Raw genomic sequence first — 21,363 nt, 5'->3', positions numbered from 1 at the left:
TTGTTCCTCTTCAGGTTATATCGACAGCCGTGGGAGCCAGAAAGGCGGCCTCCAGCAGCTGCTGTGTATAGGGGTGTTGCGGTGCGGCGAAGATGCTCGCGGCCGGACCTTGTTCCACTACCTGACCTTGCTTGACCACCATCAACTGGTGACTGAGCGCCTTGACCACCGCCAGATCGTGGCTGATGAACAGGTAGGTCAGGTTGTACTTGGTCTGCAGCGCGCGCAGCAGCTCCACCACCTGGCGCTGAACGGTGCGGTCGAGCGCCGAAGTGGGCTCGTCCAGCAGGATCAGTGCCGGTTTCAATACCAGTGCCCGGGCAATGGCAATCCGTTGTCGTTGGCCTCCGGAGAACTCGTGAGGGTAGCGGTGCCGGGTTTCCGGGTCCAGACCTACTTCCCTGAGTGCTTCCATGATGGCCTGTTCCTGTTCCGCTTCCGTGCCTATCCGATGAATGCGCAGGCCTTCACCGACGATATCGTTCACGCACATGCGCGGGCTCAGGCTGCCGAAGGGGTCCTGGAAGACCACCTGCATTTCCCGCCGCAGCGGTCGTACCTGTTGCTGGCTCATGCCGTCCAGCCGCTGCTTCTCGAAGCGGATGGCGCCCTTGCTGCCGATCAGGCGCAGAATCGCCAGGCCCAGCGTCGATTTGCCCGAACCACTTTCGCCAACGATCCCCAGGGTCTGGCCCTGGGGCAGGCTGAAGTTGATGCCATCCACCGCCTTGACGTGGTCCACGGTACGGCGCAACAGGCCTTTCCTGATCGGGAACCAGACACGCAGGTCTTCGACTTCCAGCAACGGCGCGCCCTCCGGGTTGGCGGCGGGCTTGCCGCTGGGCTCGGCGCCGAGCAGCATTTTCGTGTACGGATGCTGCGGAGCGCGGAACAGTTCTTCACACGATGACTGTTCGACGATGCAACCGCGCTGCATGACACATACGCGGTGCGCAATTCTTTTCACCAGGTTCAGGTCGTGGCTGATCAGCAACAGGGCCATGCCCAGCTTGGCCTGCAAACGCTTGAGCAACTCGAGGATTTTCAACTGGACGGTGACATCCAGCGCGGTGGTCGGTTCGTCGGCGATCAGCAGTTCCGGCTCGTTGGCCAGGGCCATGGCGATCATCACCCGCTGCCGCTGGCCGCCGGACAGCTCGTGGGGCAGGGCCTTGAGGCGTTTGAGCGGATCGGGGATGCCGACCAGTTCCAGCAGTTCCAGGGTACGGGCGGTGGCCTCCTTGCCGCGCAGGCCCTTGTGCAGCATCAGGACTTCGTTGATCTGCTTCTCGATGCTGTGCAGCGGGTTCAACGAGGTCATCGGCTCCTGGAAGATCATGGCGATGCGATTGCCGCGCAGGTGGCGCATCTTCTTCTCGTCCAGTTGCAGCAGGTCCTGCTCGCCGTAGCGGATGCTTCCGGCCGGGTGCCGCGCCAGTGGGTAGGGCAGCAGGCGCAGGATGGAGTGGGCGGTGACCGATTTGCCCGAGCCGCTCTCGCCAACCAGTGCCAGGGTCTCGCCACGGCGGATATCGAAGCTAACGCCTTCCACCACGCGCTGCTGCTGCGCTCCGCTGACGAATTCCACGGCGAGGTCGCGTACTTCGATCAAGGTGTCCTTGTTCATGTCATTTCCTCGGGTCGAAGGCGTCGCGGGCGGATTCGCCGATGAATACCAGCAGGCTGAGCATCAGGGCCAGTACGGCGAAGGCGCTGATACCCAGCCACGGGGCCTGCAGGTTGGATTTGCCCTGGGCGACCAGTTCGCCGAGGGACGGCGCCCCCGGCGGCAGGCCGAAGCCGAGGAAGTCCAGGGCGGTCAGGGTACCGATTGCGCCAGTGAGAATGAACGGCAGGAAGGTCATGGTCGAGACCATGGCGTTGGGCAGGATGTGCCGGTACATGATCGCCGCGTTCTGCATGCCCAGCGCCCGCGCGGCGCGCACGTACTCCAGGTTGCGTCCGCGCAGGAATTCGGCGCGGACCACATCCACCAGGCTCATCCATGAGAACAGCAGCATGATTCCCAGCAGCCACCAGAAGTTCGGCTGCACGAAGCTGGCGAGGATGATCAGCAGGTACAGCACCGGCAGGCCCGACCAGATCTCCAGGAAACGTTGTCCGGCCAGATCGACCCAGCCGCCATAGAAGCCCTGCAGGGCACCGGCGATCACGCCGATGATGGAACTGAGCACGGTCAGGGTCAGGGCGAACAGCACTGAGATGCGGAAGCCATAGATCACCCGCGCGAGTACGTCGCGACCCTGGTCGTCGGTGCCCAGCCAGTTCTGCGCCGACGGCGGGGCGGGGGCAGGCACCTTGAGGTCGTAGTTGATGCTCTGGTAGCTGAACGGAATCGGCGCCCACAGCACCCAGCCCTGCTTCTTCTCCAGCAGGTCGCGGATGTACGGGCTCTTGTAGTTGGCTTCCAGGGGAAATTCGCCGCCAAAGGTGGTTTCCGGGTAGCGCTTGAAGGCCGGGAAATACCATTCGCCGTCGTAGCGCACGGCCAGCGGCTTGTCGTTGGCGATCAGCTCGGCGCCCAGGCTCAGGCCGAACAGGATCACGAACAGCCACAGCGACCACCAACCGCGTCGATTGGCCTTGAAGCGCTCGAAGCGGCGGCGATTGAGAGGGGACAGGTTCATCTCAGTGCTCCCGGCTTTCGAAGTCGATGCGTGGATCGACCAGGGTGTAGGTCAGGTCGCCGATCAGTTTCACCACCAGCCCCAGCAGGGTGAAGATGAACAGGGTGCCGAAGACCACCGGGTAGTCGCGGTTGATCGCCGCCTCGAAGCTCATCAGGCCCAGGCCGTCGAGGGAGAAGATCACTTCCACCAGCAGCGAGCCGGTGAAGAAGATGCCGATGAACGCCGAGGGGAAGCCGGCGATCACCAGCAGCATGGCGTTGCGGAACACATGGCCGTAGAGCACGCGGTGCGGGGTCAGGCCTTTGGCCTTGGCGGTGACCACGTATTGCTTGTTGATCTCGTCGAGGAAGCTGTTCTTGGTCAGCAGGGTCATGGTGGCGAAGTTGCCGATCACCAGCGCGGTGATCGGCAGCGCCAGGTGCCAGAAGTAGTCGCCGATCTTGCCCCAGGTGCTCAGTTCGTCGAAGTTGCTCGAGGTCAGCCCGCGTAGCGGGAACCAGTCCAGATAGCTGCCGCCGGCGAACACCACGATCAGCAGGATGGCGAACAGGAACGCAGGAATGGCATAGCCGATGATGATCGCCGAGCTGGTCCAGACGTCGAAATGACTGCCATGTCGGGTGGCCTTGGCGATGCCCAGGGGGATCGAGACCAGGTACATGATCAGCGTGCTCCACAGGCCGAGGGAGATCGACACGGGGAGCTTCTCGGCGATCAGGTCGACCACCTTGGCATCGCGGAAGAAGCTGTCGCCGAAGTCCAGCCGGGCGTAGTTCTTGACCATGATCCACAGGCGTTCCGGTGCCGACTTGTCGAAGCCGTACATGCGCTCGATTTCCTTCACCAGCGCCGGATCGAGGCCTTGTGCGCCGCGGTAGTTGGAGCCGGCCACGGACACCTCGGCGCCACCGCCGGCGATACGGCTGGTGGCACCCTCGAAGCCTTCGAGCTTGGCGATCATCTGTTCCACCGGGCCGCCGGGGGCGGCCTGGATGATGACGAAGTTGATGATCAGGATACCGAACAGGGTCGGGATGATCAGCAGCAGGCGCCGCAGGATATAGGCGAACATCTCACGGCTCCTTGTTCGCGGTGGTGCTGTCATCCGGTGGCGTGACCGGAGCGGCCGGTTTCACTTCCGGCTTGATCCACCAGGTGTTGATGCCGATGTCGTACTTGGGCGGCGTGTCCGGATGGCCGATATGGTTCCAATAGGCCACGCGCCAGGTCTTGATATGCCAGTTGGGCACCACGTAGAAGCCCCACAGCAGCACGCGGTCGAGGGCGCGGGTGTGGGCGATCAGGCTTTGCCGCGAGTCGGCGTTGATCAGCGATTCCACCAGGCTGTCCACCGCCGGGTCCTTGAGGCCCATGTAGTTGCGGCTGCCGGGGTTGTCGGCGCTGGAGCTCTGCCAGAACTCGCGCTGTTCGTTGCCCGGCGAATTGGACTGCGGGAAGCCGCCGACGATCATGTCGAAATCCCGCGAGCGCAGACGGTTGATGTATTCGGCGACGTCGACCCGGCGGATGTTCAGGGTGATGCCGAGATCGGCGAGGTTGCGCTTGTAGGGCAGGAGGATGCGCTCGAACTCGGTCTGGGCGAGGAGGAATTCGAGGGTCAGTGGCTTGCCCTGGGCATCCACCATCTTGTCGTTCTCGATGCGCCAGCCAGCCTCCTGCAGCAGCTTGTAGGCCTGGCGTTGCTGCTCGCGGATCATGCCGCTGGCGTCGGTGACCGGGTTCTTGAATTCCTCGCTGAAGACCTGCTCGGGAATCTTGCCGCGCAGCGGTTCGAGGAGCTTCAGTTCATCCTCGCCAGGCAGGCCCCTGGCGGCCATCTCGGAGTTCTCGAAGTAGCTGCCGGTGCGGGTGTAGGCACCGTTGAACAGCTGCTTGTTGGTCCACTCGAAGTCCAGCAGCAGGCTCAGGGCCTGGCGCACCCGCACGTCCTGGAACACCGGGCGGCGCAGGTTGAAGACGAAGCCCTGCATGCCGGTTGGCGTGCCATTGGGGATTTCCTCGCGGATCAGGCGCTTTTCCCGCACGGCGGGGATGTTGTAGGCGGTGGCCCAGTTCTTCGCGCTGGTTTCGAACCAGTAGTCGAACTGTCCGGCCTTGAGCGCTTCCAGGGCCACGGTGTTGTCGCGGTAGTAGTCGACGGTGATGGTGTCGAAGTTGTAGAAGCCGCGGTTGATCGGCAGGTCCTTGCCCCAGTAGTTCCGGTCCCGCTCCAGGCGGATCGAGCGCCCGGGCTTGACCTCGGCGACCTTGTAGGGCCCGCTGCCTACCGGGATTTCCAGGCCGCCCTTGGCAAAGTCGCGGCCTTCCCAGACGTGCTTCGGCAACACCGCGATCTGCCCGAGGATCAGTGGCAGTTCGCGGTTGTTGTTGTGCTTGAACTTGAACAGCACGCGCAGCGGGTCCTCGGCGATCACTTCGGCGACATCCGCGTAGTAACCGCGGAACAGCGGCGCACCGCTTTTCATCAGCGTGTTGAAGGTGAATACCACGTCTTCGGCATGCACCGGCTGACCGTCCTGGAAGCGCGCTTCGGGGCGCAGGTAGAAGCGTACCCAACTGTTGTCCGGCGCTTTTTCGATCTGCCTGGCCAGCAGACCGTATTCGGTGAACGGCTCGTCGAGACTGGCGCGGGCCAGGGTGTCGTAGACCAGGTCGATGTTGTCCGCCGGTACACCCTTGCTGATGAAGGGGTTGAGACTGTCGAAACTGCCGAAGCCGTTTTCGCGGAAGGTTCCGCCCTTGGGCGCGTCGGGATTCACATAGTCGAAATGCTTGAAGTCGGCGGGGTACTTCGGTGCTTCGTTGTAGAGGGTCACGGCGTGTTGCGGCGCGGCCAGGCTTGGCAGGCTCAGACCGGCCAGCAGCAGGCCGCCGAGCAACCGGCGCAGACGGGGCGTTGGCATCATTGGGCGTTCTCCGAAGGCTTGAGCCACCAGGTATTCAGCCCCAGGGTGTAGGGCGGCGTGGTGACGAAGGCGAACCGGTTGCGGTAGGCCAGGCGGTGATAGTCGAGATACCAGTTGGGAATCATGTAGTGCTGCCAGAGCAGGACGCGGTCGAGGGCCCGGGTCGCGGCCACCTGCTCGTCGCGGGTCTGCGCCGCGAGCAGGCTGTCGAGCAGATGGTCGACCACCGGGCTGTTCACGCCAGCGTAGTTCTTGCTGCCCTTGGTGCCTGCCTGACTGGAGTGAAAATACTGCCATTGCTCGAGCCCGGGGCTGAGGGTCTGGGTCAGGGTCATCAGGATCATGTCGAAGTCGAACTGGTCCAGGCGTTGTTTGTACTGGGCCCGGTCGACGGTGCGCAGACGTGCCTCGATGCCGATGCTGGCTAGGTTCTCCGCGTAAGGCTGGAGAATCCGTTCAAGGTTCGGATTGACCAGAAGAATTTCCAGCTTCAAGGGCTGGCCGTTGCTATTCAGCAGGCGCTGCCCGCTCAGCTTCCAGCCGGCCTGGCCGAGCAGGTCGAGAGCCAGACGCAGGTTGTCGCGTCCGACACCGCGACCATCGGTCTGGCTGACGCTGAACTGCTGGGTGAACAGCCCCGGCGGCAACTGCTCGCGCCAGGGTGCCAACAACAGCCATTCCTTGCCCACCGGCAGGCCCGCGGCGCTGAATTCGCTGTTGGGGTAGAAACTGGTGGCGCGGCGGTAGGCACTGCTGAACAGTGTGCGATTGGTCCATTCGAAATCGAGCATCAGGCCCAGGGCCTGACGCACCCGGCGATCGGCAAAGGCCGCGCGGCGGCTGTTCATGAACAGGCCCTGGCTCTGCGTCGGGATCTGGTGCTTGATCTGCGCCTTGATCACCTCGCCACGGCGTACCGCCGGGAAGTTGTAGCCATTGGCCCAGTTCTTCGCCTGATGCTCGATGTAGATGTCGAACTCGCCGGCCTTGAACGCTTCGAAGGCGACATCGCTATCGCGATAGAACTCGTACTCGACGCGATCGAAGTTGTACTTGCCGCGATTGACCGCCAGGTCCTTGCCCCACCAGTCCTTGACCCGCTCGAACACCAGGCGTCGACCCGGCTGCACCTCGCTGATGCGATAGGGGCCGCTGCCCAGGGGAGGGGTGAAGGTGGTGGCCTTGAAGTCGCGGCCCTTCCAGTAATGCTGCGCCAGCACCGGCATCTCGCCCAGGCGCAGGATCAGCAGGGGATTGCCCGCGCGCTTGAAGACGAAGCGGATGCGCCGTGGTCCGAGAATGTCGACACGCTCGACTTCCTGCAGGTTGGTGCGGTAGATCGGATGGCCGTCCTTCAGCAGCGTGCGGTAGGAAAAGGCCACGTCCGCCGCGGTGATCGGCCGGCCGTCGTGAAAGCGCGCTTCCGGACGCAGGTTGAAAACCACCCAGCTGCGGTCCTCGCTGTACTCGACCGAGCGGGCGATGAGGCCGTAGCTGGAGGTGGCTTCATCGCCGGACGGGTCGTACTGGCCGGTCCCGACCATGAGGGTTTCATTGAGCTCGTTGACCCCGTACTGCAGGAAGTTCGGGGTGGTCACCGGGCTGCTGCCCTTGAAGGTGTAGGGGTTGAGGGTATCGAAGGTACCGAATGCCATGGCCCGCAAGGTACCGCCCTTGGGCGCTTGCGGATTGACCCAGTCGAAGTGGGTGAATTTGGCGGGGTACTTGAGCGTGCCGAACTGGGCGTAACCGTGGCTTTCGGTGATGGTGGCGCCCGCGGGAAAGCTCAAGACCAGGCTGAGTGACAGCAGGAGGGGACGTATCAAGTCGGCGATCCGATCCAGGCGGCTTGGGCTTTGTTGTTCCTACAGTAACAGCTTGTATCAGCAGGAAAAAGAGCGTGCCCCAGGCGTCCATGCACCGCCCTCAAGCGGTGCATTCCTTTATTGGTGCGGCAGGTAGACGGTAAGGGTTTGTCCCGGCTTCAGGGCCTGGCCACTGCGCGGATTCCAGCGCTTGAGGTGCTGCATCTCGACGTTGAAGCGTTTGGCGACCAGGTACAGCGAGTCGCCTTTCTTCACCTTGTACTGGGTGGCGCGCTGTTTGCCGTTGCCACCGGCGGAGACGGATTTCGTGGCGGACGCCACGGTGATTGGCTGGCTGCTCTGCAGGACCAAGGTCTGCCCGGCCTTGAGGCGGTTGCCGCTGATCTTGTTCCAGCGCTGCAGGTCCTTGACGCTGACCCGGTTGGCCTTGGCGATGCTGCCCAGGCTGTCGCCACGCTTGACCCGATAGCGCACGCTGCGCGCGGCCGGTGCGCTGGCCTCGGCCAGCGCCGCCTCGAACACCGCGGCCTTGGGTTGCAGGGCGAGCAGTTCCTCGGGCTTCATGCTCGACAGGCTGCTGGTCAGCAGTTGCGCCTTGGCGGTCGGCACCAGCAGTTGCTGCGGGCCGTCCACGGTCATGCGCTTCTTGAATGCCGGGTTGAGCTGGAACAGTTCGTCCTCGTCGATCTCGGCCAGGGCGGCAACCCGCGACAGATCGAGACGGTCCTTGATGGCGACGGCTTCGAAGTAGGGCTCGTTGGCGATCGGATTGAGGTTCACGCCGTAGGCTTCCGGCGTCAGGACCACCTGCGACAGCGCCAGCAGCTTCGGCACGTAGTCGCGGGTTTCCTGGGGTAGTGGCAGGTTCCAGTAGTCGGTGGGCAGGCCGACCCGCTCGTTGCGCTCGATGGCCCGGCTGACCGTGCCCTCGCCGGCGTTGTAGGCGGCCAGTGCCAGCAGCCAGTCGCCGTTGAACATGTCGTGCAGGCGGCTCAGGTAGTCCAGCGCGGCGTTGGTCGACGCGGTGATGTCGCGACGGCCATCGTAGAAACGGGTTTGGCGCAGGTTGTAGTGGCGCCCGGTGGACGGAATGAACTGCCACAGCCCGACCGCGTGGGCGCGGGAGTAGGCCATCGGGTTGTAGGCGCTCTCGATGGCTGGCAGCAGCGCCAGCTCCAGAGGCATGTCACGTTCTTCGAGGCGCTCGACGATGTAGTGGATATACAGGCTGCCGCGGTCGCCGGCGGTTTCGAGGAAGGTCGGATTGCTGGCGAACCAGAGGCGCTGCTGTTCGATGCGCGGGTTGACGCCGATGTCGTCCTGCAACTGGAAGCCCTGGCGAATGCGCTCCCAGACGTCCTGTGGCACCTGCTCCGCCGGCTTGGCCTGGACGAACACGGGTTTCTGCTTGATGCGGGGCTGGACGTGCACGCGAACGCTTTCGTTGTCGCCCATATGGCTGGTGCTCTGGCAGCCCACGAGAGTGGCTGTCAGACCAAGCGCCACGGCCTGTGCGAGACGCGTCAGGGCGGCGGGAGTCAAGGTTCTGCGGCTATTGGACGACATTGGCTGGGACAGAGTTCCGGGCGAAAATGTCGGGCGATTCTAGAAAGCGCCCCGAACCGGGTCAACCTTTCAGAACTCTGCGGTCATCAAGTGGTCATCCCTGGAATGTATCCTTCCAGGCCCGCAACCCAGCAAAAACAGCACTTGGCGTAGGGTTTAACACCCCTGTCCGTTCGTCTGCTTTTTCTTTAACGGATGTTTCGTCGGTGCGCAAAAAGGGGTTGGTCAGGCGCTCCAGGCCGATCGTTGACGGCAACGTGATGCGATTGTCCGAGCGCAAGCGGGTAACTTCCTCGAAGCGTGCTGCAACGTGCGGGTTGTCCGGTTCGACGGCACGCGCGAAGCGCAGGTTGCTCAGGGTGTATTCGTGGGTGCAATACACTTGTGTGGCCTCGGGCAGCGCCGCCAGGCGCTGGAGCGACGCGTGCATCTGCGCTGGCGTGCCCTCGAACAGGCGTCCGCAACCGGCGGCGAACAGGGTGTCGCCACTGAACAGCAGGGGTGTCGCCGGCTGATCACTGAAGTAGGCGATATGGCCAAGGGTATGGCCAGGCACCGCGAAGACCTGGAAATCGGTGTCCAGTACCCGTATCGAGGCATTGTCCTCCAGCGCCGTGTCCCGCGCCGGGATGCGCTCGCTGGCCGGTCCGCTGACGCGCGCGCCGGTGGCCTTCTTGAGCGCTTCCACACCACCGACGTGATCGGCGTGGTGATGGGTGATGAGGATATCCTCCAGGCGCCAGCCCGGGTGCGCCTGCAGCCAGTTCAGTACCGGCGCCGCATCGCCCGGATCGACCACCGCGCAGCGACGGCTGGCGGGGTTTTGCAACAACCAGATGTAGTTGTCGCTGAAAGCGGGCAAGGCTTCTATCTGTATCATCGAGCGATTCGCCAAACGTGGGACAAGGGTGCATCTTAGTAGCTATGTGCGCTGTCGAGAACCTTCCAGGGAGAACGCAATGACCGATCAAGCCTTCGCCCAGGCCGATCCGGAGTGGCTCGAACTGATCCGCCTGGCCCGTGACTGGTTCGCCGGTCCGCTGGGACAACTGATGCTCGCCGAGGAGCAGCGTCTGCTGGAAGAGGAACTGGGGCGCTACTTCGGTGGCTACCTGGTGCACTACGGGCCCGGTGCCGAACCACCGCCCACCGCGCCGCAGGTGCAGCGCAATGTGCGTCTTGGCGCACCGTTGCCGGGAGTGGAAATCGTCTGCGAGGAGCAGGCCTGGCCGCTGAGCGAGCATGCCGCCGACGTGGTGGTGCTGCAACACGGCCTGGACTTCTCGCTGTCGCCCCATGGTCTGTTGCGCGAGGCCGCCAGCAGTGTGCGTCCGGGCGGGCACCTGCTGATCGTCGGGATCAATCCCTGGAGCAGTTGGGGCGTGCGCCGAGTGTTCGCCCACGATGCGCTGCGCAAGGCCCGCTGCATCTCGCCGTCGCGGGTCGGTGACTGGCTCAACCTGCTGGGCTTCGCGCTGGAGAAACGCCGGTTCGGGTGCTATCGTCCGCCGCTTGCCTCTCCGGCCTGGCAGGCCCGGCTGGCGGGGTGGGAGCGTCTTGCCGGACGCTGGCAGGGTTCCGGCGGCGGAGTCTATCTGCTGGTGGCGCGCAAGATGGTGGTCGGCCTGCGACCGCTGCGCCAGGAGCGCCGCGAACCGATGGGCAAGCTGATTCCATTGCCGCTGGCCAAGGTCAACCGCCAGGCACCTCACCCCGAAGGCAGACCCTTCAACGATGAATAAGGCTGTACATGAGCGATAGCGTCGAGATCTACACCGATGGCGCCTGCAAGGGCAATCCCGGCCCGGGCGGCTGGGGCGTGCTGATGGTCTACAAGGGGGCGGAAAAGGAACTCTGGGGCGGTGAGCGCGAGACCACCAACAACCGCATGGAACTGATGGCGGCGATCAAGGGCCTCGAAGCACTGCGCCGTGAGTGCGAAGTGCTGCTGGTGACCGACTCGCAGTACGTCATGAAGGGCATCACCGAGTGGATGACCAACTGGAAGAAGCGCGGCTGGAAGACCGCGGCCAAGGAACCGGTGAAGAACGCCGACCTCTGGCAACTGCTCGATGAGCAGGTCAACCGGCACAAGGTCACCTGGAAATGGGTGCGCGGGCATATCGGCCATCATGGCAACGAACGCGCCGACCAGTTGGCCAATCGCGGTGTCGACGAGGTCCGTGGCCTGCGCTGAAACGCGCAGCCGATGAATCCCCGGGACGCGGCGGCGAAGCTGGGGTAAGATCCGCCGTTTTCAGCAACACGGCAGGAGATCACCGACGTGGATTTGCACAACGACAGGTCGATAGTCCTCGATACCGAAACCACAGGCATGCCGGTCACCGACGGTCACCGGATCATCGAGATCGGCTGCGTCGAACTGATCGGTCGGCGCTTCACCGGGCGCAATTTTCACGTCTACCTGCAGCCGGATCGCCCGAGTGACGAGGGCGCCATCGGCGTCCACGGCATCACTGACGCATTCCTCGTGGACAAGCCGCGTTTCGCCGAGGTCGCCGACGAGTTCTTCGAGTTCATCCAGGGCGCGCGGCTGATCATCCACAACGCGACGTTCGACGTTGGCTTCATCAACAACGAATTCGCCTTGCTCGGTCAGCAGGACCGTGCCGATATCTCGCAGCACTGCAATATCCTCGACACCCTGATGATGGCGCGCGAGCGTCATCCGGGGCAGCGCAACAGCCTCGACGCCTTGTGCAAACGCTACGGCATCGACAACTCCGGCCGTGAGCTGCACGGCGCGTTGCTCGACTCCGAGCTGCTCGCCGACGTCTTCCTGGCCATGACCGGCGGCCAGACCAGCCTGTCGCTGGCTGGTCACGATGGTGATGGCGCGGGTTCCGGTGCGCAGGGCAGCGAGATCCGCCGCCTGCCGGCAAGCCGCCAGCCGGGACGCATCGTCCGCGCCACCGCAGAGGAGCTGGAGGCCCACGTCGCCCGCCTCGAAGCCGTCGCCAAATCCGCTGGTGGCCCGGCCCTCTGGCAGCAACTGGCGCAAGCCGACTGAGGCATTTCCCGCGCGTCATGGCGGCGACCTTCTACCCTGAAATGAACGGCCCACGTGGCCTCCCGCAGGAAGAAGGTAGCGCCGTCCATGTACAAGGACCTCAAGTTTCCCGTTCTCATCGTTCACCGTGACATCAAGTCCGACACCGTCGCTGGCGATCGCGTCCGCGGTATCGCCCAGGAACTGGCCCAGGACGGGTTCACCATCCTCAGCGCCATCGACTACGCCGAAGGTCGCCTGGTCGCCGCGACCCACCACGGGCTCGCCTGCATGCTGATCGCCGCCGAAGGCGCCGGCGAAAACACCCACCTGTTGCAGAACATGGTCGAGCTGATCCGCCTGGCCCGCTCCCGGGCGCCGCACCTGCCGATCTTTGCGCTGGGCGAGCAGGTCACCCTGGAAAACGCACCTGCCGATGCCATGAGCGAGCTGAACCAGTTGCGCGGCATCCTCTACCTGTTCGAAGACACCGTGCCTTTTCTCGCCCGCCAGGTGGCCCGTGCCGCGCACAATTACCTGGATGGCTTGCTGCCGCCGTTCTTCAAGGCGCTGGTGCAGCACACCGCGCAATCCAACTATTCCTGGCACACCCCGGGGCATGGCGGTGGCGTGGCGTACCGCAAGAGTCCGGTCGGGCAGGCCTTTCATCAGTTCTTCGGCGAGAACACCCTGCGTTCGGACCTGTCGGTATCGGTGCCGGAGCTGGGTTCGCTGCTGGATCACACCGGTCCGCTGGCCGAAGCCGAAGCGCGCGCCGCGCGCAATTTCGGCGCCGATCACACCTTCTTCGTGATCAATGGCACCTCGACGGCGAACAAGATCGTCTGGCACTCCATGGTCGGCCGCGATGACCTGGTGCTGGTGGATCGCAACTGCCACAAGTCGGTGCTGCACGCGATCATCATGACCGGTGCGATTCCCCTGTACCTGTGTCCCGAGCGCAACGAGCTGGGCATCATCGGTCCGATTCCGCTTGGCGAATTCAGTCCCGAGTCGATCCAGGCCAAGGTCCTCGCCAATCCGCTTACCCGTGATCGCGAGCCGAAGGTGAAGATGGCGGTGGTGACCAACTCCACCTACGACGGCCTGTGCTACAACGCCGAGCTGATCAAGCAGACCCTCGGCAACAGCGTCGAGGTGCTGCATTTCGACGAGGCCTGGTACGCCTACGCCGCTTTCCACGAGTTCTTCGCCGGGCGGTATGCCATGGGCACTTCGCGCAGCGCGCAGAGCCCGCTGGTGTTCAGTACCCATTCCACTCACAAGCTGCTCGCCGCCTTCAGCCAGGCCTCGATGATCCATGTGCAGGACGGCGGTCGCCGACAGCTGGATCGCGACCGTTTCAACGAAGCTTTCATGATGCATATCTCCACCTCGCCGCAGTACAGCATCCTCGCTTCGCTGGATGTGTCCTCGGCGATGATGGAGGGGCCGGCCGGGCGTTCGCTGTTGCAGGAAATGTTCGACGAGGCACTGAGCTTCCGCCGTGCCCTGGCCAATCTGCGTGCGCATCTGGACCCCGAGGACTGGTGGTTCAGCGTCTGGCAGCCGCCGCGGGTCGAGGGCATCCATCGCGTCGCCACCGAGGACTGGCTGCTCGAGCCCCAGGCGCAGTGGCACGGTTTCGGTGATCTCAGCGAGGACTATGTGCTGCTCGATCCGATCAAGGTGACCCTGGTCATGCCTGGCCTGGACGCCGGCGGCAGCCTCGATCGCCACGGCATTCCCGCCGCGGTGGTGAGCAAGTTCCTCTGGGAGCGCGGCCTGGTGGTGGAGAAGACCGGGCTGTATTCCTTCCTGGTGCTGTTCTCCATGGGCATCACCAAGGGCAAATGGAGCACGCTGCTGACCGAGTTGCTGGAGTTCAAGCGCAACTACGACGCCAATACCGAACTGAGCCTGAGCCTGCCCTGTGTTGCCGGGCAGGACCCGCAGCGCTATCGCGGCATGGGCCTGCGTGACCTGTGCGACCAGTTGCATGCCTGCTACCGCGGCAACGCCACCGCCAAGCAGCTCAAGCGCCTGTACACGCGCCTGCCGGAAGTGGTGATGAAACCCGCCGATGCCTACGACAAGCTGGTCCGTGGCGACGTCGAGGCGGTACCCATCGAGCGTTTACTGGGGCGTATCGCAGCGGTGATGCTGGTGCCGTATCCGCCGGGTATCCCGCTGATCATGCCTGGCGAGCGTTTCACCGAGGCGACTCGTTCCATTCTCGATTACCTGGCCTTCGCCCGCGCCTTCGACACCGGTTTTCCCGGCTTCGTCGCCGATGTCCACGGCCTGCAGCATGAGGAACGCGATGGGGCGCGGCTCTACACCGTGGACTGCGTCAAGGAGTAGCGGACTCATTGCGCCGCCCTGGTGCTAGAATCCGCCGCTTGAATTCAGGAGGTAGACGCGTGCGCAAAGTGGCGATGGTAATGGCGGTAGTGGCCCTGGCCGGCTGTGACAACGATGCGGAGCGGGTTCACAAGCAGATCGCCGAGCATCTGCAGAATCCGAAGACGGCCAAGTTCGCCAACGTGCGGTTCAACACCCAGGGCGATATCTGCGGTCAGTTCCGTGGCAAGGACGATAACGGCAGCTACCTGCCGTATCGCAGCTATGTGGCGATCAAGAAGGGTGCGGATTACGACATCATCATCGACGAGACCGGCAACGACCTGCGCATTCGCGAAGTCTGCGGTGGCGCCGACCTGCAGCGCCGCGCCGATGCCATCGCCGCCGAGCCGGCGCCGCAGGGCTGGGATGTGGAGATCATCCAGGGGCCGAACATGGGGGCGGTGACCGACATGACCGCGCGCCTGATCGAGAAGGGCATCCCTTCTTCGGTGGTCTATCGCGACGGCAAGCCAGTGGTATTGCTGGGTCCGTTCATGGACAAGGCCGAGGCCGAGGCCAGCAAGAACGACGTGATGGCCCGCCTGGGCACCGACTCGGTGGTGATCCAGCACGACGCCCCCCGCTGATCCTCGACGCAACGCTCTGCGTCCGGTGCTTGCGCGTTTGTCGGGCTATGCTCATGGGGAGGAAGATGTTCCATCGATGAGTGCAGCAACGGTGAGGAGGGGGCCATGTCCACGCTGGAGCGAGCCATTGCGGTTGCAGCCCGGGCCCATGAAGGGCATCGGGACAAGATAGGCGCGGCGTACATCCTGCATCCGTTGCGGGTGATGCTGCGGGTTTCGACCACCGAGCAGCGTATCGTCGCGGTGCTGCACGAGGTGCTTCAGGCCTCTCCCATGACCCTGTCGGACCTGGCGCGCGAGGGCTTCGCCCTGAAGATTCTCGCCGCGGTGCAGGCCCTCAGTCAGCGCGGCGGAGAAAGCGACGAGGCGTTCGTTGCCCGGGTCGGTTGCGATCCGCTGGCGCGGGTAGTCAAGCTGGCGGACCTGGCCGATGAGACCGATGTGACTCGCCTGGTCATCCCCGGCCCAGCCGAAATTGCCCATCTGCAGCGGTGCCAGCAGGCCAGCGCCTATCTGCAGACGCTGACCTGATTCAGCCGCAGGCCTTGAGGTCCACCGGGCCGACGAACTCGTTGCCGTGCCCCATTACGCAGGCCACGCGCTGGTTGCGCTGGCGCTCCCAGGTCTGGGCCGGATAGGTCTTGTTCCAGGCTTCGTACAACTGCCGATCCTGTTTGGACAGGCGCAGGTCGTACTGTTTGCTCATGTAGAAATAGGTGCGCGCGATCATCCCGCGAATGGAGGGTCGCGGCATGACCTTCTTCGCCTTGAAGTCGACCTGGGTCAGGCACGAGCCGTATTGCCCGTGTTGCTCCGGCAGCCAGCCGAAGCTGAAGTTGCTGCGGTCGCCATTGACCTCGCCGATGCTCGGTACCAGGTTGTGCAGATCGGCTTCGGCACGTGCGTAGGTTGCGTCGTTGCGCGAGCAGTTCTTGCGTCCACCCTCCTGCCAGCACTGCCGCTGATGGCCGATCTGCCAGGCAGGGACGATGTGCTCCCATTCGATTCGCGCGGCGCGGTTGGCGTTCTTGCGCGGGACATAGCCGCAGCCGGCCAGGTCGACGCGGTTGCCGCTGTACTTGCAGCCGCAGTAGAACTCCGTCGACTGCGGCGCATAGAGGCGCCAGGCAACCTTCTTGGCTTCGCTGAACGTGCGGGGGGCATCGGCATGAGCGGTGAGGCTGAACAACAGGCAGGTGGCTGCCAATACAGTGAATCTCATCCGCGTCAGTCTTCCTTCGGTACCGTCCAGAAAATCTGTACACCGCCATCGTCACGGTGGGCGAGGGTGACGTTGTCGTTCTCGGCGATTTCCTCGAGCAGCGTCTCCCAGTCGTCGGGGGACTCATGTTCGAGGCGGAAGATCAGCGCGGCCCGGGAGCGCTGGGCGGTAGGGGCATTGATGATTTTCTGGATACGGACACCCAGTTGCTCATAGCTGCTGACGGGCGTGGAAGCGGAGGAAGTGGCCACGAAAGTGTTTCCCTTGTTTTTGCTGTATGTGCATACAGTATTTAACTGTAAGACTTTTCGCAACAGCGCGTCGGTCCAAAGAGTGCCTCTGACCGCTTCTCCACGCGTTTGCTGCACACCGTCAAAAATAAATTTGCCAGGGTTCTGACCCCTGCCCATGTGTGGCGGCAGAAGCTGGCCCATTGCCTGGGATGCGAAAAGGCATCGTTTCCCTGTCGGACGTCCGGGTGGACCCCAACAAAAAGTTCGGTTTTCCGACCGTTTGAGCGACAATTTCCCCGTTTTGAAGCCTGGCCGGTTTGTGTGTCTAAATTTGACAAAGTCAGGTTTCGTTCTCATAGTTGAGTTACGCAAACGTTTGCTATCCAATAAAAAGCACAAAATGCGGAGTGAACTTCATGCACTTGCCTTCCATGGGACGGATCCTGGCCGTCGTCTTTCTCGCCGTGTTTTGTACCGCCTTGCCGCTTTCGGTCGTTCGCGCCGAAGAGCGTCCCAAGGTTGCGCTGGTCATGAAGTCTCTCGCCAATGAGTTCTTCCTCACCATGGAGGAGGGCGCCAAGGCCTATCAGAAGGAACACGCCAGCCAATTCGATCTGGTGTCCAACGGCATCAAGGATGAGTCCGATACCGGCAGCCAGATTCGCATCGTCGAGCAGATGATCGTTTCCGGGGTCGATGCCCTGGTGATCGCTCCGGCGGACTCCAAGGCACTGGTGCCGGTGATCAAACGCGCGATGGACGCCGGTATCACTGTGGTCAACATCGATAACCGCCTGGATCCCGAGGTCCTCGCAAGCAAGGGCCTCAGCGTGCCTTTCGTGGGGCCCGACAACCGCAAGGGTGCGCGTCTGGTGGGCGACTACCTGGCCGCGCGGCTGCAGGCGGGCGACGAGGTGGGCATCATCGAGGGCGTGCCGACCACCACCAATGCCCAGCAGCGCACCGCTGGTTTCAAGGACGCCATGGCGGCGGGGCAGATGAAGATCGTCTCGGTGCAGTCCGGCAACTGGGAGATAAACAAGGGCAACGCGGTGGCCTCCGCGATGCTCAACGAGTACCCGAATCTCAGGGCGCTGCTGGCCGGTAACGACAGCATGGCCCTCGGTGCGGTGGCCGCGGTGCGCTCCGCTGGCCGTACTGGCAAGGTGCGGGTGGTGGGCTACGACAACCTCAAGGCGGTAGCGCCGCTGCTGGCCGACGGTCGCATCCTCGCCACCGCCGACCAGTACGCCGCGCGACAGGCCGTATTCGGTATCGAGGCGGCTTTGACGATGCTCAAGGGGGAAAAGCCCGGAGTGGATGCCGATAACGTCATCCAGACGCCGGTCGACCTGATTACTCGTCAACAATGACCGAGCCAGTGCTGCTGACGATCAGCGGGGTCGGCAAGACCTACGCGCAGCCGGTGCTCGACGGCATCGAGCTGACCTTGCGGCGCGGCGAGGTGCTGGCGCTCACCGGCGAAAACGGCGCGGGCAAGAGCACCCTGTCGAAGATCATCGGCGGTCTTGAGTCGGCGAGCGTGGGGCAGATGCACTTGCACGGCCAGCCGTATCGCCCCGTCAGTCGCGCTGCCGCCGAGCGCCACGGCGTGCGCATGGTCATGCAGGAGTTGAGCCTGGTGCCGAGCTTGAGCGTCGCGGAGAACCTGTTCCTGCAGAACCTGCCCGGGCGCCTTGGCTGGATCGATCGCAAGCGCCTGCGCCAACAGGCCCTGGAGGCCATGGCGCGGATGGGACTGGAGGCGATCGACCCGGATACCGCGGTCGGCGAGCTGGGCATTGGTCACCAGCAGATGGTCGAGATTGCCCGCAACCTGATTGGCGACTGTCATTTGCTGATCCTCGACGAGCCCACCGCCATGCTCACCGAGCGCGAAGTTGAACTGCTCTTCGCCCGTGTCGAGGCGCTGCGGCAACAGGGTGTGGCGATCATCTACATTTCGCACCGGCTCGAAGAGCTCAAGCGGATTGCCCAGCGGGTCGCGGTGTTGCGCGATGGTCGTCTGGTCTGCGACGAGCCGATACAGCGCTACAGCAGCGAACAACTGGTCAAGCTGATGGTCGGGCGTGAACTGGGTGAGCATATCGAGGCGCCGGACCGGCGCATCGGCGCGCCGTTGTTGCGGGTCAGCGGGCTTGGACGTGGAAGCAAGGTCTGCGATGTCTCGTTCGAAGTGCGCGCCGGCGAAGTCTTCGGGTTGTGCGGGCTGGTCGGCGCCGGACGCACCGAACTGCTCCGCCTGATCTACGGTGCCGATCGGGCTGATCGCGGTACCGTCGAGCTGGGACAGCCGTTGCGTGCTTGTCGGATCGATTCGCCGATGGCGGCGGTGCGTCACGGTATCGCTCTGGTCAGTGAGGACCGCAAGGGCGAAGGGGTACTGCTCGGCGAATCGGTCAGTGCCAACCTGGTGCTGGGCAATCTCAAGGCCGTCTCCCGTGGCGGCCTGTTGAACAGAGAGCGTGAACGCCAACTGGCCGAGCATCTTGTCGCTGCGTTGAGCATTCGCAGCGCAGGCACGCAACAGGCGGTAGGCGAGCTTTCCGGGGGCAACCAGCAGAAGGTGGTGATTGGCCGCTGGCTGGAGCGCGATTGTCGGGTGCTGCTGTTCGACGAGCCTACCCGCGGCATCGATGTCGGTGCCAAGCTGGATATATATGGCCTGCTCGCCGAACTGGCGCGCCAGGGCAAGGCGCTGGTAGTGGTATCCAGCGACCTGCGCGAGCTTATGCTGATCTGCGATCGCATTGGCGTACTTTCCGCGGGGCGCCTGGTGAATACCTTCGATCGTGCCGACTGGAGCCAGGATCGACTGCTGGCCGCGGCGTTTTCCGGTTATCAGAAACATGATGCGCTGCTCTGCGGCGCGGCACCCGGGATTTCCTCATGAAAAGCTCTCCCCTTGTCACCCCGGCCGCTGGCAAGCGTTCCGGCACTCGCCTGGCGCTGGATACCTACCTCGGGCTGGCGGGGGCGCTGCTCAGTCTGATGGTGCTGTTTTCCCTGCTCAGCAGCCACTTTCTGTCCTATGCCACCTTCAGCACCCTGGCCAATCAGATTCCTGATCTCATGGTGCTGGCCGTGGGCATGACCTTCGTCCTGATCATCGGCGGTATCGATCTCTCGGTGGGTTCGGTCCTGGCCCTGGCCGCCTCGGTGGTCGGCGTGGCGATACTTGGCTGGGGCTGGGGCGTCTTGCCCGCCGCCCTGCTTGGCATGGGCTGTGCCGCGCTGGTCGGCACCCTAACCGGGGCGGTTGCGGTGGTTTGGCGAATTCCCTCCTTCATCGTTTCCCTCGGCGTGCTGGAAATAGCCCGCGGCGGAGCCTATGAGCTGACCGACTCCCGTACCGTCTATATCGGCGATGCCCTGGCGTGGCTGTCGGAGCCGATCGCCTTCGGTATTTCGCCGTCGTTCCTCATCGCGTTGGTTGTGGTCGTGCTGGCACAACTGGTGTTGAGTCGCACGGTCTTCGGCCGCTACCTGATCGGTATCGGCACCAACGAAGAGGCGGTGCGCCTGGCGGGTGTCGATCCACGCCCCTTCAAGATCGGGGTGTTTTCCCTGATGGGGCTGCTCGCCGGGCTGGCCGCGCTGTTCCAGATTTCCCGGCTCGAAGCCGCCGATCCCAATGCCGGTTCCGGCCTGGAACTGCAGGTCATTGCCGCCGTGGTGATCGGCGGCACCAGCCTGATGGGCGGGCGCGGTTCGGTCATCAGTACCTTCTTCGGCGTGCTGATCATTTCCGTGCTGGCCGCGGGCCTGGCGCAGATCGGCGCGTCCGAGCCGACCAAGCGCATCATCACCGGGGCGGTCATCGTGATCGCCGTGATTCTCGACACTTATCGCAGTCGGCGTGCAGGCCGGCGGAACTGAAAGCATGGCAACCATAAAAGACGTAGCGGCGCTGGCCGGCATTTCCTATACCACCGTGTCTCATGTGCTGAACAAGACCCGGCCGGTCAGCGAGCCCGTGCGGCTCAAGGTCGAAGCGGCCATTGCCGAGCTCGACTACGTGCCCAGCGCCGTGGCGCGCTCGCTCAAGGCGCGCAGCACCGCGACCATCGGTCTGTTGGTGCCCAACAGCGTCAACCCCTATTTTGCCGAGCTGGCCCGGGGTATCGAGGATGCCTGCGAGCGCAACGGCTATTGCGTGATCCTGTGCAACTCCGATGATGACCCGCAAAAGCAGCGCAGTTACCTGAGGGTACTGCTGGAGAAGCGCATCGATGGCCTGGTGGTCGCTTCGGTGGGCGAGGATCGCGATCTTCTCGACAGCCTGTCCCGCGTACGTACGCCAATGGTGATCGTCGATCGGGCGCTGGAGGGCGTGAATGCCGACCTGGTGCGCATCGATCATGAGCAGGGTGCCTATCTGGCGACCCGGCACCTGCTGGACCTGGGGCATACCGACATCGCCTGCATCAATGGCCCGGAGGGTACCAGCGTGGCCAAATTGCGCCTGGCGGGCTTTTTGCGGGCCATGACCGAAGCTGGAGTGACACCGCGTGAAGGGCGCGTGGTGAGCAGTGATTTCACAAGCCTCGGTGGCTATGGCGCGGCGGCGCAGTTGTTGAGTCATCAGCGGCCCACGGCAATCTTCGCCGGCAACGACATGATCGGCATGGGGGTCTTGCGCGCTGCGGCGGAGCGCAATATCACCGTGCCGGGTGAGTTGTCGGTGATCGGTTTCGACGATATCCAGATGTGCCAGTACGTCTATCCGGCGCTTACCACTGTCGGGCAATCCATCCGCGAGCTGGGCGAAATGGCCGCTTCACTGCTGCTGCGGCGGGTCACCGGGCAGGAGGCGGGTGTGGTGGAGCAGCGCATCGTCGCCCCGAAAATCGTCTTGCGCGAATCCACCGCACCCAGTCCGGATCTGTTCGGCGAATACCGTTGAGGAAAGGT

The 21,363-nt window shown here is 63.7% G+C and carries 19 protein-coding genes; 10 read left to right on the top strand and 9 right to left on the bottom strand.

Annotated elements, in window-relative coordinates:
- Positions 1-10: 10 nt before the first annotated feature.
- From CHB99_RS16800 to gloB, 7 genes are all read right to left on the bottom strand, one after another.
- Positions 11-1,627 (bottom strand): ABC transporter ATP-binding protein, encoded by a 1,617-nt coding sequence (locus tag CHB99_RS16800; protein WP_042126260.1) that lies wholly within the window; start codon positions 1,625-1,627, stop codon positions 11-13.
- 1 nt (position 1,628) lies between these two features.
- Entirely contained in the window at positions 1,629-2,648 is a 1,020-nt protein-coding gene (locus CHB99_RS16795) for an ABC transporter permease (protein ID WP_042126262.1), read from the bottom strand.
- Between the two features lies 1 nt (position 2,649).
- On the bottom strand, positions 2,650-3,723 hold the full coding sequence (locus tag CHB99_RS16790) for a microcin C ABC transporter permease YejB (RefSeq protein WP_042126264.1): 1,074 nt from the start codon (positions 3,721-3,723) through the stop codon (positions 2,650-2,652).
- A gap of 1 nt (position 3,724) precedes the next feature.
- Positions 3,725-5,578, bottom strand: a complete 1,854-nt coding sequence (locus CHB99_RS16785; protein WP_042126266.1) for an extracellular solute-binding protein — start codon at positions 5,576-5,578, stop codon at positions 3,725-3,727.
- Positions 5,575-7,404, bottom strand: coding sequence for an extracellular solute-binding protein (locus CHB99_RS16780; RefSeq protein WP_170946390.1), 1,830 nt, complete (start codon positions 7,402-7,404; stop codon positions 5,575-5,577). The genes CHB99_RS16785 and CHB99_RS16780 overlap by 4 nt, the downstream gene beginning before the upstream one ends.
- Before the next feature lie 117 nt (positions 7,405-7,521).
- Positions 7,522-8,970, bottom strand: coding sequence for a lytic transglycosylase domain-containing protein (locus CHB99_RS16775; protein ID WP_042126268.1), 1,449 nt, complete (start codon positions 8,968-8,970; stop codon positions 7,522-7,524).
- A gap of 94 nt (positions 8,971-9,064) precedes the next feature.
- The gene (gene gloB / locus CHB99_RS16770; RefSeq protein ID WP_042126270.1) at positions 9,065-9,850 is read right to left on the bottom strand and encodes a hydroxyacylglutathione hydrolase; all 786 of its coding nucleotides are present in this window, start codon (positions 9,848-9,850) and stop codon (positions 9,065-9,067) included.
- Between the two features lie 79 nt (positions 9,851-9,929).
- Between gloB and CHB99_RS16765 the strand changes: the two genes are divergently transcribed.
- From CHB99_RS16765 to CHB99_RS16740, 6 genes are all read left to right on the top strand, one after another.
- Positions 9,930-10,712, top strand: a complete 783-nt coding sequence (locus CHB99_RS16765; protein WP_042126272.1) for a methyltransferase domain-containing protein — start codon at positions 9,930-9,932, stop codon at positions 10,710-10,712.
- Between the two features lie 8 nt (positions 10,713-10,720).
- Positions 10,721-11,167 carry a ribonuclease HI gene (gene rnhA, locus CHB99_RS16760; protein WP_042126275.1) on the top strand — a complete coding sequence of 149 codons (447 nt, stop codon included), beginning with the start codon at positions 10,721-10,723 and terminating at the stop codon, positions 11,165-11,167.
- Positions 11,168-11,260: 93 nt separating this feature from the next.
- The gene (dnaQ, locus tag CHB99_RS16755; RefSeq protein WP_377697990.1) at positions 11,261-12,001 is read left to right on the top strand and encodes a DNA polymerase III subunit epsilon; all 741 of its coding nucleotides are present in this window, start codon (positions 11,261-11,263) and stop codon (positions 11,999-12,001) included.
- Between the two features lie 87 nt (positions 12,002-12,088).
- On the top strand, positions 12,089-14,344 hold the full coding sequence (locus CHB99_RS16750) for an Orn/Lys/Arg family decarboxylase (protein WP_042126279.1): 2,256 nt from the start codon (positions 12,089-12,091) through the stop codon (positions 14,342-14,344).
- A gap of 59 nt (positions 14,345-14,403) precedes the next feature.
- Positions 14,404-14,973: an SPOR domain-containing protein gene (locus CHB99_RS16745; RefSeq protein ID WP_042126280.1), complete on the top strand. Its 570-nt coding sequence runs from the start codon at positions 14,404-14,406 to the stop codon at positions 14,971-14,973.
- Between the two features lie 105 nt (positions 14,974-15,078).
- Positions 15,079-15,504, top strand: a complete 426-nt coding sequence (locus CHB99_RS16740; protein ID WP_042126282.1) for a GTP pyrophosphokinase — start codon at positions 15,079-15,081, stop codon at positions 15,502-15,504.
- 1 nt (position 15,505) lies between these two features.
- Here the strand turns inward: CHB99_RS16740 and CHB99_RS16735 are convergent, their stop codons facing one another.
- Complete coding sequence (locus CHB99_RS16735) at positions 15,506-16,195, bottom strand: endonuclease (RefSeq protein WP_042126284.1); 690 nt, start codon at positions 16,193-16,195, stop codon at positions 15,506-15,508.
- A gap of 5 nt (positions 16,196-16,200) precedes the next feature.
- On the bottom strand, positions 16,201-16,446 hold the full coding sequence (locus CHB99_RS16730) for a DUF1654 domain-containing protein (RefSeq protein ID WP_042126286.1): 246 nt from the start codon (positions 16,444-16,446) through the stop codon (positions 16,201-16,203).
- Between the two features lie 398 nt (positions 16,447-16,844).
- Here CHB99_RS16730 and CHB99_RS16725 point away from each other — a divergent pair, with 398 nt between their 5' ends.
- The 4 genes from CHB99_RS16725 to CHB99_RS16710 are packed head-to-tail and all read left to right on the top strand — an operon-like array spanning position 16,845 to position 21,355.
- Complete coding sequence (locus CHB99_RS16725) at positions 16,845-17,801, top strand: sugar ABC transporter substrate-binding protein (RefSeq protein ID WP_042126288.1); 957 nt, start codon at positions 16,845-16,847, stop codon at positions 17,799-17,801.
- A complete protein-coding gene (locus CHB99_RS16720) occupies positions 17,798-19,342 on the top strand; it encodes a sugar ABC transporter ATP-binding protein (protein ID WP_042126290.1) in 1,545 nt (514 codons plus the stop codon). Before CHB99_RS16725 ends, CHB99_RS16720 begins: the two co-directional genes overlap by 4 nt.
- Positions 19,339-20,328, top strand: coding sequence for an ABC transporter permease (locus CHB99_RS16715; RefSeq protein WP_042126292.1), 990 nt, complete (start codon positions 19,339-19,341; stop codon positions 20,326-20,328). Before CHB99_RS16720 ends, CHB99_RS16715 begins: the two co-directional genes overlap by 4 nt.
- Before the next feature lie 4 nt (positions 20,329-20,332).
- Positions 20,333-21,355 carry a LacI family DNA-binding transcriptional regulator gene (locus tag CHB99_RS16710; protein ID WP_042126294.1) on the top strand — a complete coding sequence of 341 codons (1,023 nt, stop codon included), beginning with the start codon at positions 20,333-20,335 and terminating at the stop codon, positions 21,353-21,355.
- The last annotated feature ends 8 nt before the right edge of the window (positions 21,356-21,363 follow it).

The sequence above is a fragment of the Pseudomonas japonica genome (assembly GCF_900188455.1).
In the GTDB taxonomy this organism is placed as follows: Bacteria; Pseudomonadota; Gammaproteobacteria; order Pseudomonadales; family Pseudomonadaceae; genus Aquipseudomonas; species Aquipseudomonas japonica.
The sequence above is the reverse complement of the archived record's forward strand: the minus strand, read 5'-3'. Positions and strand labels throughout refer to the sequence as shown.

Excerpts from the sequence above, each read along its gene's own strand:
- gloB (WP_042126270.1), bottom strand. The coding sequence starts at position 9,850 with ATGATACAGATAGAAGCCTTGCCCGCTTTCAGCGACAACTACATCTGG.
- CHB99_RS16735 (WP_042126284.1), bottom strand. The coding sequence starts at position 16,195 with ATGAGATTCACTGTATTGGCAGCCACCTGCCTGTTGTTCAGCCTCACC.
- CHB99_RS16710 (WP_042126294.1), top strand. The coding sequence starts at position 20,333 with ATGGCAACCATAAAAGACGTAGCGGCGCTGGCCGGCATTTCCTATACC.
- CHB99_RS16725 (WP_042126288.1), top strand. The coding sequence starts at position 16,845 with ATGCACTTGCCTTCCATGGGACGGATCCTGGCCGTCGTCTTTCTCGCC.
- CHB99_RS16750 (WP_042126279.1), top strand. The coding sequence starts at position 12,089 with ATGTACAAGGACCTCAAGTTTCCCGTTCTCATCGTTCACCGTGACATC.
- CHB99_RS16790 (WP_042126264.1), bottom strand. The coding sequence starts at position 3,723 with ATGTTCGCCTATATCCTGCGGCGCCTGCTGCTGATCATCCCGACCCTG.
- CHB99_RS16785 (WP_042126266.1), bottom strand. The coding sequence starts at position 5,578 with ATGATGCCAACGCCCCGTCTGCGCCGGTTGCTCGGCGGCCTGCTGCTG.
- rnhA (WP_042126275.1), top strand. The coding sequence starts at position 10,721 with ATGAGCGATAGCGTCGAGATCTACACCGATGGCGCCTGCAAGGGCAAT.
- CHB99_RS16765 (WP_042126272.1), top strand. The coding sequence starts at position 9,930 with ATGACCGATCAAGCCTTCGCCCAGGCCGATCCGGAGTGGCTCGAACTG.
- CHB99_RS16715 (WP_042126292.1), top strand. The coding sequence starts at position 19,339 with ATGAAAAGCTCTCCCCTTGTCACCCCGGCCGCTGGCAAGCGTTCCGGC.
- CHB99_RS16740 (WP_042126282.1), top strand. The coding sequence starts at position 15,079 with ATGTCCACGCTGGAGCGAGCCATTGCGGTTGCAGCCCGGGCCCATGAA.
- CHB99_RS16775 (WP_042126268.1), bottom strand. The coding sequence starts at position 8,970 with ATGTCGTCCAATAGCCGCAGAACCTTGACTCCCGCCGCCCTGACGCGT.
- CHB99_RS16800 (WP_042126260.1), bottom strand. The coding sequence starts at position 1,627 with ATGAACAAGGACACCTTGATCGAAGTACGCGACCTCGCCGTGGAATTC.
- CHB99_RS16720 (WP_042126290.1), top strand. The coding sequence starts at position 17,798 with ATGACCGAGCCAGTGCTGCTGACGATCAGCGGGGTCGGCAAGACCTAC.
- CHB99_RS16795 (WP_042126262.1), bottom strand. The coding sequence starts at position 2,648 with ATGAACCTGTCCCCTCTCAATCGCCGCCGCTTCGAGCGCTTCAAGGCC.